Genomic DNA, 15,719 nt, shown 5'->3' with positions numbered 1-15,719 from the left:
GACGACGATGATCGAGGCGCATGAGTCCGAGCACGAGGCCGACCACGGCGGGCCTGCGGTGCCGCAGACGCGCACGGCCCGGCACCGCAGGATCGTGGACATCCTCAACCGGCAGCCGGTGCGCTCGCAGAGCCAGCTGGCCAAGCTGCTCGGGGACAACGGGCTGAGCGTCACTCAGGCGACGCTCTCCCGCGACCTCGACGAGCTGGGCGCGGTGAAGATCCGCAACACCGGCGGCGAGCTGATCTACGCGGTCCCCAGCGAGGGCGGCTACCGCACCCCGCAGGCCCCGCTCGGCGAGTCGGCCAAGGAGGAGCGCATGCGGCGCCTCTCCGGCGAGCTGCTGATCTCCGCCGAGGCGTCGGCCAACCTCGTGGTGCTGCGCACCCCGCCGGGCGCGGCGCAGTTCCTGGCCTCGGCCATCGACCAGGCCGAGCTCCACGACATCCTCGGCACCATCGCCGGCGACGACACGCTCATGCTGATCAGCCGCGACCCGGTGGGCGGCCAGGCGCTCGCGGACCATCTGCTGCGTCTGGCGCAGAACGACCGCTGACACCAGCCCCGACACGAGCGCTGACACGACCGGACGGCCGGGCGGGCCCCTCCACCCGTCCGGCCGTCCGGCTGTCCGCCCCCAGGAAGGGCCCGGCCGTCCGCTCGGCCGCCGCCCCCGCCCCGGTCTCCTGCGTCAGGCCGCCACCTTCGCCCCGTGCCGCGCGAACCCGCTGGTCTGCCAGGTGCCGCCGTCGCCGGTGACCGCGAAGCCCTCCGTGTCGGGCAGCTCCTCCAGCCAGTCGCGCGCCCGGTCGCCCATGGCGTAGGCCGCCGTCGCGCGCACGTCCGCGCGGGTCAGGCCGGGGCACACGACGGTCATCGAGGCGATGGCCACGGCCGGGGGCCGGCCCGTGTGCGGGTCGAGGATGTGGCAGCCGCGCTCGGCGGGCCCCGACGTCGCCACGGCCAGGCTCCGATGCGCCTCGATCACCGTGACCAGCCCGCCCGGCCGCAGCGGGTCCGAGACGCCCACGCGCCAGGGGCCGCCGTACAGCTGGACGTCCCCGCCGCCGTTCAGGCAGACGGCCTCCGCGCCGGAGGAGGCGAGCATGCGCACCGCGCGCTGCACCGCCCAGCCCTTGACCAGGCCGGTCGGGTCGAGGCCGCCGGCGTACCGGGTGCTGAACCAGCCGTCGCTCTCGGCCTCCGCCTCCTCGCACCCCTGGAGGACTTCGGCCATCTCCGGAGCGCACTCGGCCAGCGAGAGCTCGCCGCGGGCCAGCCTGTTCAGCTCGCTGTCCTGACGGTACGTCGAGAAGGTCTCGTCCGCGTGGTGCAGGCTCGCCACCGCGGCGACCAGTCCGGCCCGCACGCGCTCCGTGTCGCTCTCGGCGGCGACGCGCACGTCGAAGGAGAACACCGTGCCCATCGCGTGCTCGACATGGCGCAGCCGCGCCTGGCCGGCGGTCACAGCCCGGCCTTGTCGAGGGCGCTCTGCAGGGACTTGGTGTAGCCCTCGCTGGTGAACGTGGCGCCGGAGACCGCGTCGACCTGTGCGCTCTGGGCCGCGACGGCCGCCTTGTTGAGCTGGGGCACGGCGCGTGCGGCGATCTTCCGGCTGTTCTCGTCGGAGTTGGGCGCCTTCACGGCGTCGGCCGCGGTGACCTTGCCGCCGCTGACGGTGATCTGGACCTGGACGTCGCCGTACTGAGTGCTCGCCACGTCGCCGACGACCGTCTTGGGCGCGGCGGGCGCGGCAGGCGCCTCGGGAGCGGGCGCCTCAGGTGCGGCGGGGGCCTCGGGCTCGGCGCCCGCTCCGCCGCCCGTGGCCGCTCCCGGATCCGTGCCCGCGCCGGCTCCGGCGCCCGCCTCGGCGCCCGGGGCCTGCGCTCCCGCGCCCTTGGCCTTGTCGAGGGCGCTCTGCAGGGACTTGACGTAGCCCTCGCTGGTGTAGGTCGCGCCCGAGACCGTGTCGATCTGCGCGCTCTGGGCGGCGACGGCCGCCTTGTTGAGCTCGGGCACCGCCCGCGCGGCGAGCTTCCGGCTGTTCTCGTCGCCGTTCGGCGTCTTCACCGCGGCCGCGGCCGTGATCCGGCCGCCGTCCATGGTGAGCTGGACCTGGACCGGGCCGAACTGGGTATCGGCCTCGTCCCCGAGCACGGTCTGGCCCCCGGCGGCCTGCACACCGCCCGCGGCCGCCGAGGAGCCCGGCGGCGCGGCGCCGCCGGCCTGTGCCGACGACTCGGCCACCGTCGTGCCCGGTTGCTTCAGCGCGAGCAGCAGCACGACGGCCGATGTGGTGCCCGCGATCCCGATCATGATCCGACGCAGCGGATGTTTCCTCTTCAAGGACGGCCTCACATCTCGAACGACTCATGGTGGATGCGGCGGGCCGGCACGCCCGCCGCGCGAAGTGCCTTGTACGACTCGTCCGCGAGGCCGGGCGGCCCGCAGAGGAAGACGTCGTGCTCGTCGATGTCCGGCAGCACCTTCTGCAGACGCTCGGTGCTGATCTCGGGCCGCGCTCCGTCGGGCCCGTTCACGGCGTACATCAGCCGCGCGCCCCGCTCCTCGGCGATCTCCTGCAGCTCGTTCCACAGAGCCAGGTCCTGGGTCGCGCCCGCCCGGTAGAGCAGGGTCAGATCCCCGGGCCCGCCGGGCAGCGTCTCGAACAGAGCCCGCAGCGGGGTGATCCCTGCGCCGCCGGCGATCAGCAGAACCTTTCTGCGGCTCCGCCGGCCGGCGGTCATCGCGCCGTACGGGCCCTCGGCCCAGACCCGCGTCCCCGGCTCCAGCCGGGACAGCGCCGTGCTGTGCTTCCCGACGGCCTTGACCGTGATGCGCATCAGATTCGGGCGCGGGGGAGCGGACAGGGAGTACGGATTGGCGCTCCAGCGCAGTCCCGAGGTGAGGAACCGCCAGCGGAAGAACTGCCCCGCCTCGGCGCCGAGCCGGTGCAGCCGCCGCCCGCTGATCAGCACCGAGACCACGCCGGGCGCCTCGTTCACGACGGACTCCACCCGCATCCGGTGCCGCATGTTGAGCCGCACCGGCGCGAGGACCCGGTACCAGACGAGCAGCGCGCCCACGGCGCCGTACATCACGTACCAGACGGTCCTGGCGGTCGGGTTCGCGACGAACTCGGCGCCGGTCGCCAGCTGGTGCCAGAAGGTCAGATAGACGGCGGCATAGGTGAGGAGATGCAGGTAGTACCAGGTCTCGTAGCGCATCCGGCGCCGCACCGCGCCCGCCGAAACGAAGCCGACGATCAGCAGGAGCGCCGTGCCGATCGTCGCCTTGATCATCTCGGGGAAGTCGACGACGACGGTGACGGTCTGCTCGACGACGCCCGTACGGGCCTGCACGGCGTAGCCCCAGACCGTCAGCACGACATGCGCGACGACGAGGCTGATGGCGTACCGCCCGGTCATCGCATGCCAACGGGTCGCCCGGTCGGAGCCCACACCGCGCTCCAGCGCCGGCACCCGGGCCATCTGGAGCACCACGAGCGCGATCGTGTAGCCGCCGAGCAGACCGGTGATCCGGCCGGCGCCGATCAGCCACTCGGCCGTGCTCATCCGCACTATGTCGGTGTTCTCCCACCACAGCCACAGCACGGCCGTCGCCCCGGCCCCGGCGAGGGCAAGCAGCACCGTCGCCGGGTTCCGGCGGGGCCGGATGGCGCGCATGGTCTGGCGTCTGGCGGCCCGACCACTCTGAATCATCGTCACGGCTGCTCCTCGACTGCGCTCCGTTCGCGTCGTTGGATACGCAGACGAGCCGTGAGAAGTTCAATCCGTGCGGCTCTTGTATCAGCCGCGAGCCGGCGGCGCCTCAGTAACGGGTGAGGGCGGTGGGTCCCCAGGCCGTTCCGATCGCGATGTGCGGATCGCGGGCGGGGTCGGCCCAGTCGAGGATCCGCGCCATCGCCCGGCGCGGCACCGAGACACAACCGGCGGTCGCGCCACGCCCGTTGACGTGCAGAAAGATGCCCGCGCCCCGACCGCGCACCGGGCGGTGGTAGTTGAAGCCGATCACCAGGGCGTGGGCGTACTGCTCCCGGTATGTCACCAGGTGCTCCGACTCCGAGGCGCGGCAGTCGGCGGGCAGGCCCTCCACCCAGCGGTTGTAGGAGCGGGACCGGTTGTCCTGGCACCACCAGGACTTCTTCGTCACCCGGCGGTAGGCGTGGCCCACGCCCTTGGGCGCGGGGCTGATGCCGAAGGCGTACGGGAGGTCGTACAGCCCGGTCGGCGTGGTGAAGGTGCCCTGCTTGCGGCGGCTGCCCTCGGTCAGGCCCTTCGACCCGAACCGCGCCTTGGCGGCGCCGGCCGCCGTCCAGCTTCCGTCGCGGCGCCGGTCCCACCAGATCAGCCAGCCGGACGTGGCGCCCGGGCCGGTCGCCAGGGCCGTGAGGAGTTGGGAGCCGCCGCCCGTGTCGGCCATCCGCTCGGGGAGCGAGCCCCACAGGGCGGCGGCGGGAGCGGGGGCCGGGGCGGGAGCGGGGGCTGCCGCGACCGTGCCCGCCGCGAGCAGCAGCAGGACGGAGCCGAGTGCGAGAGCGGGGCGCATGGCTCAGGACCGTATGCGCGCCCCGCGCCCCCGGCCGCGCGGACCGATCCGGCCGCGCCGGTGACTGGGCCACCCGTGGGCGCCTCGCTGCGCCGGACGGGGGTCGGGGCGGGCGCCGGCGGCCGGGCCCGTCCGGCCGCAGGGTCGGTCGGTGCGCGCGGGCGGGGAGGGGGCCGGACTCCGTGGGGCGTCTCCCGTCCGTCTCCGGTCGCGTTGACGAAACATACGGTGGAGTGCATACTTATTCCGTCAGTGACCGCCACCGCGAAGGAGAAACCCGTGACCGAGCGCGTCGTACTCGCCTACTCGGGCGGCCTGGACACCTCCGTCGCCATCGGCTGGATCGCCGAGGAGACGGGCGCCGAGGTCATCGCCGTCGCCGTGGACGTCGGCCAGGGCGGCGAGGACCTGGACGTCATCCGCAAGCGCGCGCTCGCCTGCGGTGCGGTCGAGGCCGAGGTCGCCGACGCCAAGGACGAGTTCGCCGAGGAGTACTGCCTCCCGGCGATCAAGGCCAACGCGCTCTACATGGACCGCTACCCGCTGGTCTCCGCCCTCTCCCGGCCCACGATCGTCAAGCACCTGGTCGCCGCCGCCAAGAAGCACGGCGCCGGCGTCGTCGCCCACGGCTGCACCGGCAAGGGCAACGACCAGGTCCGCTTCGAGGCCGGCATCGCCGCGCTCGGCCCGGACCTCACCTGCATCGCCCCGGTCCGCGACTACGCGATGACCCGCGACAAGGCCATCGCGTTCTGCGAGGAGAAGCAGCTCCCGATCGCCACCACCAAGAAGTCGCCGTACTCCATCGACCAGAACGTCTTCGGGCGGGCCGTGGAGACCGGCTTCCTGGAGGACATCTGGAACGCGCCGATCGAGGACGTCTACGAGTACACCTCGAACCCGGCGGAGCACCGCGAGGCCGACGAGGTCGTCGTCTCCTTCCAGCAGGGCGTCCCGGTCGCGATCGACGGCGAGCCCGTCACCGTGCTCCAGGCGATCCAGCAGCTCAACGAGCGGGCCGGCGCCCAGGGCGTCGGCCGGATCGACATGGTCGAGGACCGGCTCGTGGGCATCAAGTCCCGCGAGGTCTACGAGGCGCCCGGCGCCATCGCGCTGATCACCGCCCACCAGGAGCTGGAGAACGTCACCGTCGAGCGCGAGCTGGCCCGCTACAAGCGGCAGGTCGAGCAGCGCTGGGGCGAGCTGGTCTACGACGGCCTGTGGTTCTCCCCGCTCAAGCGCGCGCTGGACGGATTCATCGACGAGGCCAGCCAGCACGTCACCGGCGACGTCCGGATGACCCTGCACGCCGGCCGCGCCGTCGTCACCGGCCGGAAGTCGGACCAGTCGCTGTACGACTTCAACCTCGCCACCTACGACACAGGCGATACCTTCGACCAGTCGAAGGCGCAGGGCTTCATCGAGATCTTCGGTCTCTCCTCGAAGATCGCCGCGAAGCGCGACCTCGTCTGATCTCAGACGTTGAACCAGCCGCCTCCCTGTCTCCCCCTCGGGGGCCGCCGGGCCCGCCAGGGCCTCGGAGCGGGAGGCGGCCGCACATCCACCCTCTTGAGGAGCATGAGCTGTGAGCAGCAACAACGGTGACGTCCGGCTCTGGGGCGGCCGGTTCGCCGACGGCCCGGCCGAGGCGCTGGCGAAGCTGTCCGCCTCGGTCCACTTCGACTGGCGGCTGGCGCCGTACGACATCGCCGGCTCGCGCGCCCACGCGCGCGTGCTCCACAAGGCGGGTCTGCTGACGGCCGACGAGCTGGAGCGCATGATCGCGGGCCTCGACCAGCTGGAGGCGGACGTCCTCGCGGGCGAGTTCGTCGGCACGATCGCCGACGAGGACGTCCACACCGCGCTGGAGCGCGGCCTGCTGGAGCGCCTCGGTCCCGACCTCGGCGGCAAGCTGCGCGCCGGGCGGTCCCGCAACGACCAGGTCGCCACGCTCTTCCGGATGTATCTGCGCGACCACGCCCGGATCGTCGGCGGTCTGATCGCCGAGCTCCAGGACGCGCTGGTCGGCCTCGCCGAGGCGCACCCGGACGTCGCCATGCCGGGCCGCACGCACCTTCAGCACGCGCAGCCCGTCCTCTTCGCCCACCACGTCCTCGCCCATGTCCAGTCGCTGTCCCGGGACGCGGAGCGGCTGCGGCAGTGGGACGAGCGCACGGCCGTGTCGCCGTACGGCTCCGGGGCGCTGGCCGGCTCCTCGCTCGGGCTCGACCCGGAGGCGGTGGCCAAGGACCTCGGCTTCGAGCGCGGCAGCGCGGGCAACTCCATCGACGGCACCGCCTCGCGCGACTTCGTCGCCGAGTTCGCCTTCATCACGGCGATGATCGGCGTGAACCTCTCCCGCATCGCGGAGGAGATCATCATCTGGAACACGAAGGAGTTCTCCTTCGTGACCCTGCACGACGCCTTCTCGACCGGCTCGTCGATCATGCCGCAGAAGAAGAACCCGGACATCGCGGAGCTGGCGCGCGGCAAGTCGGGCCGGCTGATCGGCAATCTGACGGGTCTGATGGCGACCCTGAAGGCCCTGCCGCTCGCGTACAACCGCGATCTCCAGGAGGACAAGGAGCCGGTCTTCGACTCCTGCGACCAGCTGGAGGTCCTGCTGCCCGCCTTCACCGGCATGATGGCGACGCTCACGGTCAACCGGGAGCGGATGGAGGAGCTCGCACCGGCCGGCTTCTCGCTGGCCACCGACATCGCCGAGTGGCTGGTCAAGCAGGGCGTGCCGTTCCGGGTCGCGCACGAGGTCGCGGGCGAGTGCGTGAAGGTGGCCGAGGCGGAGGGCAAGGAGCTCGACGAGCTGACCGACGACCAGTTCGTCAAGATCTCCGAGCATCTGACCCCCGAGGTCCGCACGGTCCTCAACGTGCCGGGCGCGCTGGCCTCCCGTGACGGCCGGGGCGGCACGGCCCCCTCGGCGGTCGCCCGCCAGCTGGTCGAGGTCAAGGCCGACCTGGTGATCCAGCACGCCTGGGCCACCGCCAAGCAGTAGCCCTCAGTACGTCGCAGTCGGCATCGGCCCTCGGTACGTCACAGCGCCGCCGCCCAGTCCGCGAGGGCGTCGAAGTCCGGCCGGAGCAGTCCGAGCCGGGGATCGATGGTCAGCAACAGGGCGGCGGCCAGGTGCTGTTGTTCGACGTACTCGTGGTCCATGGACGTGATGTCGTCGTCGATCCAGGCGAACGGCCGCCCGGCCGCGTACTCCAGGATGTACTGCGTCTTCCAGAAGGTCCCGCGAGGGGCCCTGCCGTGCATCCGCGGCCAGTCGACGAACGGCAGCTCGGGCAGCCCGAGCTGCGGGCCTATCAGCAGGTTGGCGTCGTCCTTCCAGGTGGTCGCCCAGACCAGCTCGTACCACTCGGCGAGCGCCAGCAGCTCCGCCCCGTGGTCCGGGTTGAGCCAGACGCGCAGCGGCTTGGGCCCCGTCCAGCCCGAGGGGTTCATCCGGTGGGTGGTGTACCCCTCGGGTCTGCGCTGGGCGCGGGCGGCATAGGGATTGAGCGGCCCGTCGACGTCGATGAGCAGCAGCGGCTTCAAGGGTTCTCCAGTTCATTGCCGGGAGCGGCGGTCTCATGGGCGGGAGCGGCGGTTCATGGGGTGGAGCGGCGGTCTCATGGGCAGGAGCGCCGGCTCCATAGGCGGGAGCGCCGGGTCATGGGCGGGAGCGGCGGTGTGCGGCCACGCGTTCGCGGGTCGCGCACCGGCGCGAGCAGTAGCGGCGCACGGGCCCGCTGCCCTGCGACAGAAAGACGTTCTGGCAGCTCGGCGACGCGCAGACGCCGCCGGGCGGACGCTGGCGGTCCCAGACGAGAACGGTCAGCGCCAGACAGGACGACGCCAGGAACCACTCGCCCCACGGCGCGTCGTCGTCGCCGTCGAGATGCGGATGCCACGGGGTCCGGCCCTCGTGCGAGGTGAGGCGGAACGCCCCCGCGGTCCTCGGCAGCAGCCGGTTCAGCGCCTTCGCCGCCGAGTCGACGTCCTCGGCCGCGAACACCTCGCGCAGCAGCAGGGCGGCGGAGCGCAGCGCGCCGAGGTCGGCGGGGGAGAGCTTCAGCGGGCCGCTCTCGCCGTGGGCGCGCAGCACGCCCGCGACCTCGTCCGCGTCCGGTCTCTCCGTGGACAGCACATTGACCAGGGCGGCGGTGCGCCCGGCGTTGGCCAGCACCGAGTGCCGGGTGGACCAGTCGTCAGATGAGGACGGCACCCGGCCAATGTAACGCATCTAGTCAACTTTTGAGTTACCTGCGTAACGTCATCCGCATGAGAAAGCGTTACGCGCTGGGCTGGTACGTCACCGGGGCCGCCGTCGCCCGGACCGGCGACGAGATGTCGGGCCCGGCTCTGCTGCTGGCCGGACTCGCGGTCACCGGATCCGCCTCGTCGGCGTCCGCGCTGCTCGCGGGGCTGATGGTCTCCGCCGCCGTCGGCGGCCCGGTCTTCGGCGTGCTCCTCGACCGGTCGCCCCGGCCCGGCCGGCTGCTGACCTGGGCGCTCGCCGCCTATGTCACGGCGCTCGCCGCGATCCTGCTGGCCCTCGGGCGCCTCCCGATCGCGGTCCTCGTCCCGGTCGCCGCCCTCGCGGGTCTACTGGGGCCGGCCCTGTCCGGCGGCTGGACCGCCCAGCTCCCGCGCGTCGTCGCCGCCGGATTGCTGCCGCGCGCGAACGCGTACGACGCCATGACCTTCAACCTCGCGAGCCTTCTCGGCCCGGCGCTGGCGGGCGTGGTGGCCGGGCTGGCCGGCGCGAGCGAGGGCGTGCTCGTCTCCCTCGTGCTGATCTGCCTCGCCCTGCCCATGGCCTGGGCGCTGCCCCCGGCGGCTGGTGCGGCTCCGGGCGCGTTGCTCCCGGCGGCTCGTACGGCTCCGAGCGCGCCGCCCGCGCCGCCCCCGCCGGTCCTCGCCGACCTCGCCGCCGGATTCCGGGCCATCGTGCGCATCCGGCCGCTGGCCCGCGCCACGGCCGCCTCCGTGATCGCCTGCGTCGCCGAGGGCGTGCTGGTCGTCTGCTGCCCGCTGCTCGGGGAGCGGCGCCTGGGCGAGGCGGGCTACGGGGCGATGCTGCTCTCCGGCGTCGCCGTCTCGGCGCTCGCGGCCAACGCGGCGCTCGCCCGCCGCCCCGGCCTGATCCGCCCGGACACCGTCGTCTGGGCGGGCGCCCTCGTCCTCGCCGCGGCCCTCGCGCTCGCCGCGACCGGGAGCACCGCCCTGCTCGTCGTGGCCGTCGTGCTGGCCGGCGTCAGCGAAGGCCCCCGGCTCACCGCCCTGTTCGCGATACGCCACCGCGAGTCGCCCGAGCGGCTGCGCGGCCAGATCTTCACCACGGGGGCGTCGTTGAAGCTCACCGGGTTCGCGGTGGGCGCGGCCGTCGCGGGCCCGCTCGCCGTCCGGTCGCTGCCGGGCGCCCTGCTCGCGGGCGCGGGATGCGCGCTGCTCGCCGCCCTGAGTCCGGCGCTGGTGCGGTCCCGCACGGGCGGCCTTGTGGGCCGATCCCGTCCTGAATGAGACATCCATGTCTCACGTGGTCTATCGTTGTCTCATGACAGTCGATCGTGACCAGGTGCTGCGCACAGCCGCCGCGCTGCTCTCCCGCAAGTCGACGGCCACCATGGACGAGGTGGCCCGTGCGGCGGGCATCGGTCGCGCCACCCTGCACCGGCACTTCGCCGGCCGGCACTCGCTCGTCAAGGCCCTGGAGAGCCTCGGCATCCAGGAGCTCGAGGCGGCCCTCGACGCCGCCCGGCTGGAGGAGGGCACGGCCGAGGAGGCGCTGCGCCGGCTGATCGGCGAGCTCGAGCCGGCAGCCCCGCTGCTCGCCTTCCTGGTCACCGAGAACCAGCTGTTCGAGGGCGACGAGCGGAACGAGGGCTGGAACCGGCTCGACGCCCGTGTCTCCGCTCTCTTCCGGCGCGGCCAGGAGCAGGGCGAGATCCGGATCGACCTCACCCCCGCCTGGCTGACCGAGGCGCTCTACGGCCTGGTCGGCGCCTGCGCCTGGTCGGTGCAGGACGGGCGGGTCGCGGGCAAGGACTTCCAGTACATGATCGTCGAGCTGCTGCTCGGCGGAGCACGACGGAGCGTGAACCAGTGACCAGCACCGACCAGAAGGCGACCGTGGACGGGGCGATACGCGCCCCCGGCCGCTGGCTCGCCCTCGCCGTCCTCGTCCTGGCGGTCCTGCTCGTGGCCGTCGACGCGACCGTGCTCGGCCTCGCCACCCCGTTCCTCAGCGAGGACCTGCAGCCCACGGGCACCCAGCTCCTGTGGATCGGCGACGTCTACTCCTTCGTCATCGCCGGTCTGCTCGTCTCCATGGGCAGCCTCGGCGACCGGATCGGCCGCAAGAAGCTGCTGCTGATCGGCGCGATGGCCTTCGGCGCGGTGTCCGTGCTCAACGCGTACGCCACCAGCCCGGAGATGATGATCGTCGCGCGGGCCCTGCTCGGCGTCGCGGGCGCGACGCTGATGCCGTCCACCCTCGCGCTGATCCGCAACATCTTCCACGACCCCAAGGAGCGCAGCGTCGCCGTCGGCATCTGGGGCGCCGCCGCCTCCGCCGGCGCGGCGGTCGGACCGGTCGTCGGCGGCTTCCTCCTGGAGCACTTCTGGTGGGGCTCGGTCTTCCTGATCAACCTGCCCGTGATGGCGGTGCTGGTCGTGGTCGGCGTGAAGCTCCTGCCGGAGTCCCGCGACCCCAACCCGGGCCCCTGGGACCTCGTCAGCGTCGTCCTCTCGCTGGTCGGCATCGTCGCGGTCGTCTACGCGATCAAGGAGGCGGCGGTCCACGGCTTCACGGCGGACGTCGCGGCCGCCGGCGCGATCGGCGCGGGCGCCCTGTACTGGTTCGTACGACGGCAGCTGACCCTGCCCTCGCCGCTGCTGGACGTACGGCTCTTCCACCACCGGGGCTTCTCCGGCGCGGTCCTCGCCGACCTGCTGACCATCCTCGGGCTGTCGGGTCTGGTCTTCTTCCTCTCGCAGTTCCTCCAGCTGGTGCAGATGCGCACGCCGCTGGAGGCGGGACTGATCGAACTGCCCGCGGCGGTCGGCGCGGTGGGCGCGGGCCTGATGGCCGGTCACCTCGCCCGCCGGGCCTCCGTGCGCAGCGCGGTCTCCGGCGGTCTGACGGCGGTCGGCCTCGCCCTCGCGGCGTGCACGGCGATCACGGCCTCCACCGGGATCCTGGCGCAGAGCCTCGCCCTCTTCCTCGGCGGCATGGGCGCGGGCCTCGCCTTCACCGTGACCGCGGACGTCATCCTCTCCAGCGTGCCCAAGGAGCAGGCGGGCGCGGCCTCGGCGGTGTCGGAGACCGCGTACGAACTGGGCGCGGCGCTCGGCATCGCCCTGCTGGGCTCGGTCGTCACCAGCCTGTACCGGGGCTTCGACACCCCGGCGGGCGTCCCCGCCGACGCGGCCGCGGCCGCGCACGAGTCGCTCGGCGGCGCCGTCGAGGCGGCGAAGTCGCTGCCGGGGGAGGAGGGCGCCGCGATGCTGTCGGCCGCTCAGGACGCCTTCACCGGCGGCTTCCAGACGGCGGCGGGGGTCGGCGCGGCCGTGCTCTTCGCGACCGCGGTCGCCGCCTGGTTCCTGCTGCGCGGCCAGAAGCTGGAGGACGGCGTCGAGCACTGACGCCCCCGGCGCGCATCACGACGACACGCGGACGAGAGATCCGAGAGAGACGACACGTGTGCAGACGCGCGTAACAAGAGAGAAGGGCCCCGACCGGAGACTGCCGGTCGGGGCCCTTCTCGTCACGTCGTCCAGGCCGTCAGGCCGCCTTCGCCTTGGTGGCGTACATGTCCACGTACTCCTGCCCGGACAGCCGCATGACCTCCGTCATCACCGAGTCCGTCACCGCCCGCAGCACATAGCGGTCGCGGTCCATTCCGTCGTACCGCGAGAACTCCATCGGCTCGCCGAAGCGGAGCGTCACCTTGCCGGGGCGCGGCAGGCCGGCGCCGCCCGGCTGGAGCTTGTCGGTGCCGATCACCGCGAACGGCACGACCGGCGCGCCCGTCATCAGGGTGAGCCGGGCGATGCCCGTACGGCCCCGGTAGAGCCGGCCGTCGGGGGAGCGGGTGCCCTCGGGGTAGATGCCGAAGATCTTGCCCTCCTCCAGCACCCGGCGGCCCGTCATCAGCGCCGCGACGCCGCCGTTCGCGCCGTCGCGGTCGACCGGGATCATGCCGCAGCCGGTGAAGAACCAGGCCATCGCGCGGCCCTTGAGGCCCTTGCCCGTGACGTACTCGTCCTTGCCGATGAAGTACACCGGACGGTCGCACACCAGCGGCAGGATCATCGAGTCGATGAAGGTGAGGTGGTTGCCGGCGAGGATGACCGGACCCGTCCCGGGGATGTTCTCGGCCCCTTCGACGCGTGGGCGGAACATCACGCGCAGAATCGGCCCGAGCACTGCCTTGATGAGCGTCAAGCGGGACAACGGGTCCTCCGGTGTCGTGGACGGTCGGATACGGCCGAGGGGCCGGGCCGGCGCGAAGTCTGTGCAGGTGAGGACCATACTCGCGGGTCAGCTCTGATCGCACATCGGGTTCACTGATCGGATACGCAGTGTTGACCTGTGTTTCTGCCGAATTCGTCCAGGGTCTGCCATGCGTAAGGCGTAGTTGCCTACGATCGGGCATCGCTTGACAGGTGCGGGACATCACACAAAGGGACGACGAATGACACAAGGTGCGAGCAGGACCCCCGGACGCCGGACCGTGCTCGGAGCGGCGGTGCTGGGCACGGCCGCGATCGGCGTCGGCGGCGCCACGGCGGCGCGGGCCGACGAGCGCCACGACGGCCACGGCCCCGCGGCGTACAGGCAGCTGCCCGTCCCCACTGTCATCGCCCACCGCGGCGCGAGCGGCTACCGGCCCGAGCACACCATCGGCGCGTACCAGCTCGCCCTCGACATGGGTGCGCACGTCATCGAGCAGGACCTGGTGCCCACCAAGGACGGCCATCTCGTATGCCGTCACGAGAACGACATCACGGGGACCACGAACGTCGCCGACCACCCGGAGTTCGCCTCCCGCAAGACCACCAAGTCCGTCGACGGCGTCAGCCTCACCGGCTGGTTCACCGAGGACTTCACCCTCGCCGAGCTGAAGACGCTGCGCGCCAAGGAGCGCATTCCGGGCACGCGCCAGGAGAACACCCTCTACGACGGCCGCTGGGCCGTGCCCACCTTCGAGGAGGTGCTGCGCTGGGCGGAGAAGGAGGGCCGCCGACGCGGGCGCCCCGTCTGGCTGCACGCCGAGACCAAGCACCCCACCTACTTCCGCTCCATCGGCCTCGGCCTCGAGGAGCGGCTCGCCAAGCTGCTGCGCCGCTATGGCCGCCACCGCGCGAACTCCCCGCAGTTCCTCCAGTCCTTCGAGCCGACCAGCATGCGGCGCATGGCCGGGCTCGTCGACACCCCGCGCGTGGTGCTGCTGTGGACGCCGGACGACCGGCCGTGGGACTTCCGCGAGTCGGGCGACCCGCGCACGGTCGCCGACCTGGTCAAGCCCGCGGGCCTGAAGTGGATCGCCTCGTTCGCGCAGGGCATCGGCCCGCTGGCGGACCTGGTCATCCCCAAGGACGCGAACGGCAGGCTCACCCAGCCGACCACGCTGGTCCGCGACGCCCACGCCCGCGGTCTGATCCTCCACCCCTACACGCTGCGCAACGAGAACTCCTTCCTGCCCGCCGACTTCCGGCGCGGCACGGACCCGAACGCGTACGGCGACGCGTTCGGCGCCTTCCAGGCGTACCTCGCCACCGGCGTCGACGGGATCTTCACCGACAACCCGGACACCGGTCTGCTGGCCGCCGCCGACTTCCGCGGCTGAACGAAGGTTTGGCCCGTCCGCCCGTACGGGTGACTGTGCCGTCGTTCGGCAACCGCCGCCGTGCGACGGCACGTCCCGCCGGGCATGACGCTTCTCGATGACGCCACCGCGCAGCTCGCCGGCACCCCCGCCCATGTGGTGAGCGCCCTGCGCCCGCTGGTCAACGCCGAGGCGACGGCCGAGGCCCCGGGGGCGGCCATGGACGCAGGCGACCTCGAACAGGCGGTGTGGGTACGGCTCCTCGAACAGCTCGGCGGCGACGGCCCGCCGCCCGACGCCGCCCGCTGGGTGAAGACCGCCGTCCGCGCGGAGGCGCGCCGCGCCCGGCGCACGGCCGCCAGGGAGCTGCCGTACCGCTGCGAGCCGACCGACCCCGCGGGCGGCCCCGAGCGCGCCGCCCTCCGGTCGGAGCGCCGGCGCACTCTGCTGGCCGCCGTCGCTCGCACACCCGGAAACTGCCCGAGGCTCCTGGCTGCGATGTTGTCGCCGGAGGACCCCACCTACCGAGAAATCGCAGGGACGTTGGGAATCTCACAAGGAAGTCTGGGACCGATGCGTTCCCGTTGCCTGGGATGCCTGCGCAGAATGCTTGCGGCAGAGGTTGCGGCTCCTGAACACGGGGGAAAGGAGCGGTAGACAACCGGCGGACAGGTGAGCGGGAGGCATGCGCACATGGGCATGAGCGTGACCATCTCAGCGGCGGCAGAGCAGGACGCGGAGCACATCCTCAAACTGCAGTATCTGTGCTACCAGAGTGAGGCAGAGCTCTACGGCGACTACGGAATCGAGCCCCTCACCCAGTCCCTGGACGACCTCCGCGCCGAGATAGCGCAGGGGCACGCCCTGGTGGCCCGGCTCGGCGACGAGGTCATCGCCTCCGTACGGGCCAAGCTCGACGAGGGCGGCACCGCCCGGATCGCCAAGCTCATCGTCCATCCCCGCCTCCAGCACCACGGCTTGGGCGGACGGCTCCTCGACGCGATCGAGCAGCACTTCGCCGGGGACGCGGCGGCCAAGCGGTTCCAGCTCTTCACCGGCCACCGCAGCGAGGGAAATCTGCGGCTGTACCGCAGCCGCGGCTACGCGCCGGTCGGCAGCGAGCAGGTCGGCCCGCGGCTGACGCTCGTCACGCTGGAGAAGGAAGCCTCTGCGGGCGCGTACGCCACGAGCGCCTAGCGCCGCGGCGCATGTCCTCTTCGTGTCCATTGCTCGGTCGCTGCTGGCACGGCTCGGGGGCGCGAGGCAGGCTTGACCGCATGATTCGTACAGCTGTGCTTGCCGATGTCCCTGTGA

Annotated in this window: 16 protein-coding genes; 9 read left to right on the top strand and 7 right to left on the bottom strand. The window is 72.5% G+C overall.

Annotated features, from left to right (window positions below; all coding sequences use genetic code 11):
- Positions 1-7: 7 nt before the first annotated feature.
- Positions 8-556 (top strand): arginine repressor, encoded by a 549-nt coding sequence (locus AB0M39_RS24270; protein ID WP_365367729.1) that lies wholly within the window; start codon positions 8-10, stop codon positions 554-556.
- A 135-nt stretch (positions 557-691) separates the two neighbouring features.
- On the opposite strand, the gene AB0M39_RS24265 is transcribed toward AB0M39_RS24270, so the two are convergent.
- The 4 genes from AB0M39_RS24265 to AB0M39_RS24250 all read right to left on the bottom strand — a co-directional run bounded on the left by AB0M39_RS24265 (position 692) and on the right by AB0M39_RS24250 (position 4,569).
- Positions 692-1,426, bottom strand: a complete 735-nt coding sequence (locus AB0M39_RS24265; protein ID WP_365367820.1) for an FAD:protein FMN transferase — start codon at positions 1,424-1,426, stop codon at positions 692-694.
- Positions 1,427-1,464: 38 nt separating this feature from the next.
- Positions 1,465-2,316 (bottom strand): FMN-binding protein, encoded by an 852-nt coding sequence (locus AB0M39_RS24260; RefSeq protein WP_365367727.1) that lies wholly within the window; start codon positions 2,314-2,316, stop codon positions 1,465-1,467.
- 38 nt (positions 2,317-2,354) lie between these two features.
- Positions 2,355-3,722 (bottom strand): ferredoxin reductase family protein, encoded by a 1,368-nt coding sequence (locus AB0M39_RS24255; RefSeq protein ID WP_365367725.1) that lies wholly within the window; start codon positions 3,720-3,722, stop codon positions 2,355-2,357.
- Between the two features lie 109 nt (positions 3,723-3,831).
- Positions 3,832-4,569: a L,D-transpeptidase family protein gene (locus AB0M39_RS24250; protein WP_365367723.1), complete on the bottom strand. Its 738-nt coding sequence runs from the start codon at positions 4,567-4,569 to the stop codon at positions 3,832-3,834.
- Between the two features lie 279 nt (positions 4,570-4,848).
- On the opposite strand from AB0M39_RS24250, the gene AB0M39_RS24245 reads away from it, so the two are divergent.
- Positions 4,849-6,042 carry an argininosuccinate synthase gene (locus AB0M39_RS24245; protein ID WP_365367721.1) on the top strand — a complete coding sequence of 398 codons (1,194 nt, stop codon included), beginning with the start codon at positions 4,849-4,851 and terminating at the stop codon, positions 6,040-6,042.
- Between the two features lie 112 nt (positions 6,043-6,154).
- Complete coding sequence (gene argH, locus AB0M39_RS24240) at positions 6,155-7,582, top strand: argininosuccinate lyase (protein WP_365367719.1); 1,428 nt, start codon at positions 6,155-6,157, stop codon at positions 7,580-7,582.
- A gap of 38 nt (positions 7,583-7,620) precedes the next feature.
- Here argH and AB0M39_RS24235 read toward each other — a convergent pair whose 3' ends face one another.
- A complete protein-coding gene (locus AB0M39_RS24235; RefSeq protein WP_365367717.1) occupies positions 7,621-8,127 on the bottom strand; it encodes an HAD domain-containing protein in 507 nt (168 codons plus the stop codon).
- Positions 8,128-8,242: 115 nt separating this feature from the next.
- Positions 8,243-8,815: a CGNR zinc finger domain-containing protein gene (locus AB0M39_RS24230; RefSeq protein ID WP_365367715.1), complete on the bottom strand. Its 573-nt coding sequence runs from the start codon at positions 8,813-8,815 to the stop codon at positions 8,243-8,245.
- A gap of 38 nt (positions 8,816-8,853) precedes the next feature.
- Here AB0M39_RS24230 and AB0M39_RS24225 point away from each other — a divergent pair, with 38 nt between their 5' ends.
- From AB0M39_RS24225 to AB0M39_RS24215, 3 genes are read left to right on the top strand one after another with little or no spacing between them, the layout of a single operon-like run.
- Complete coding sequence (locus tag AB0M39_RS24225) at positions 8,854-10,095, top strand: MFS transporter (protein WP_365367713.1); 1,242 nt, start codon at positions 8,854-8,856, stop codon at positions 10,093-10,095.
- A 34-nt stretch (positions 10,096-10,129) separates the two neighbouring features.
- The gene (locus AB0M39_RS24220; RefSeq protein ID WP_365367711.1) at positions 10,130-10,681 is read left to right on the top strand and encodes a TetR/AcrR family transcriptional regulator; all 552 of its coding nucleotides are present in this window, start codon (positions 10,130-10,132) and stop codon (positions 10,679-10,681) included.
- Positions 10,678-12,219: an MFS transporter gene (locus tag AB0M39_RS24215; protein WP_365367709.1), complete on the top strand. Its 1,542-nt coding sequence runs from the start codon at positions 10,678-10,680 to the stop codon at positions 12,217-12,219. Before AB0M39_RS24220 ends, AB0M39_RS24215 begins: the two co-directional genes overlap by 4 nt.
- A 139-nt stretch (positions 12,220-12,358) precedes the next feature.
- On the opposite strand, the gene AB0M39_RS24210 is transcribed toward AB0M39_RS24215, so the two are convergent.
- Complete coding sequence (locus AB0M39_RS24210) at positions 12,359-13,030, bottom strand: lysophospholipid acyltransferase family protein (protein ID WP_365367707.1); 672 nt, start codon at positions 13,028-13,030, stop codon at positions 12,359-12,361.
- Positions 13,031-13,271: 241 nt separating this feature from the next.
- On the opposite strand from AB0M39_RS24210, the gene AB0M39_RS24205 reads away from it, so the two are divergent.
- From AB0M39_RS24205 to AB0M39_RS24195, 3 genes are all read left to right on the top strand, one after another.
- On the top strand, positions 13,272-14,426 hold the full coding sequence (locus AB0M39_RS24205; protein WP_365367705.1) for a glycerophosphodiester phosphodiesterase: 1,155 nt from the start codon (positions 13,272-13,274) through the stop codon (positions 14,424-14,426).
- A gap of 84 nt (positions 14,427-14,510) precedes the next feature.
- Positions 14,511-15,062 carry a sigma-70 family RNA polymerase sigma factor gene (locus AB0M39_RS24200; protein WP_365367703.1) on the top strand — a complete coding sequence of 184 codons (552 nt, stop codon included), beginning with the start codon at positions 14,511-14,513 and terminating at the stop codon, positions 15,060-15,062.
- Between the two features lie 36 nt (positions 15,063-15,098).
- Entirely contained in the window at positions 15,099-15,602 is a 504-nt protein-coding gene (locus AB0M39_RS24195) for a GNAT family N-acetyltransferase (RefSeq protein ID WP_365367701.1), read from the top strand.
- Positions 15,603-15,719 lie beyond the last annotated feature (117 nt).

Source organism: Streptomyces sp. NPDC051907, from assembly GCF_040681075.1.
Lineage (GTDB): Bacteria > Actinomycetota > Actinomycetes > Streptomycetales > Streptomycetaceae > Streptomyces.
The sequence above is the reverse complement of the archived record's forward strand: the minus strand, read 5'-3'. Positions and strand labels throughout refer to the sequence as shown.

Coding starts and splice junctions, on each gene's coding strand:
- AB0M39_RS24200 (WP_365367703.1), top strand. CDS start 14,511: ATGACGCTTCTCGATGACGCCACCGCGCAGCTCGCCGGCACCCCCGCC.
- AB0M39_RS24195 (WP_365367701.1), top strand. CDS start 15,099: ATGGGCATGAGCGTGACCATCTCAGCGGCGGCAGAGCAGGACGCGGAG.
- AB0M39_RS24220 (WP_365367711.1), top strand. CDS start 10,130: ATGACAGTCGATCGTGACCAGGTGCTGCGCACAGCCGCCGCGCTGCTC.
- AB0M39_RS24255 (WP_365367725.1), bottom strand. CDS start 3,722: ATGATTCAGAGTGGTCGGGCCGCCAGACGCCAGACCATGCGCGCCATC.
- AB0M39_RS24270 (WP_365367729.1), top strand. CDS start 8: ATGATCGAGGCGCATGAGTCCGAGCACGAGGCCGACCACGGCGGGCCT.
- AB0M39_RS24225 (WP_365367713.1), top strand. CDS start 8,854: ATGAGAAAGCGTTACGCGCTGGGCTGGTACGTCACCGGGGCCGCCGTC.
- AB0M39_RS24265 (WP_365367820.1), bottom strand. CDS start 1,426: ATGGGCACGGTGTTCTCCTTCGACGTGCGCGTCGCCGCCGAGAGCGAC.
- AB0M39_RS24230 (WP_365367715.1), bottom strand. CDS start 8,815: ATGCGTTACATTGGCCGGGTGCCGTCCTCATCTGACGACTGGTCCACC.
- AB0M39_RS24205 (WP_365367705.1), top strand. CDS start 13,272: ATGACACAAGGTGCGAGCAGGACCCCCGGACGCCGGACCGTGCTCGGA.
- AB0M39_RS24260 (WP_365367727.1), bottom strand. CDS start 2,316: ATGATCGGGATCGCGGGCACCACATCGGCCGTCGTGCTGCTGCTCGCG.
- AB0M39_RS24250 (WP_365367723.1), bottom strand. CDS start 4,569: ATGCGCCCCGCTCTCGCACTCGGCTCCGTCCTGCTGCTGCTCGCGGCG.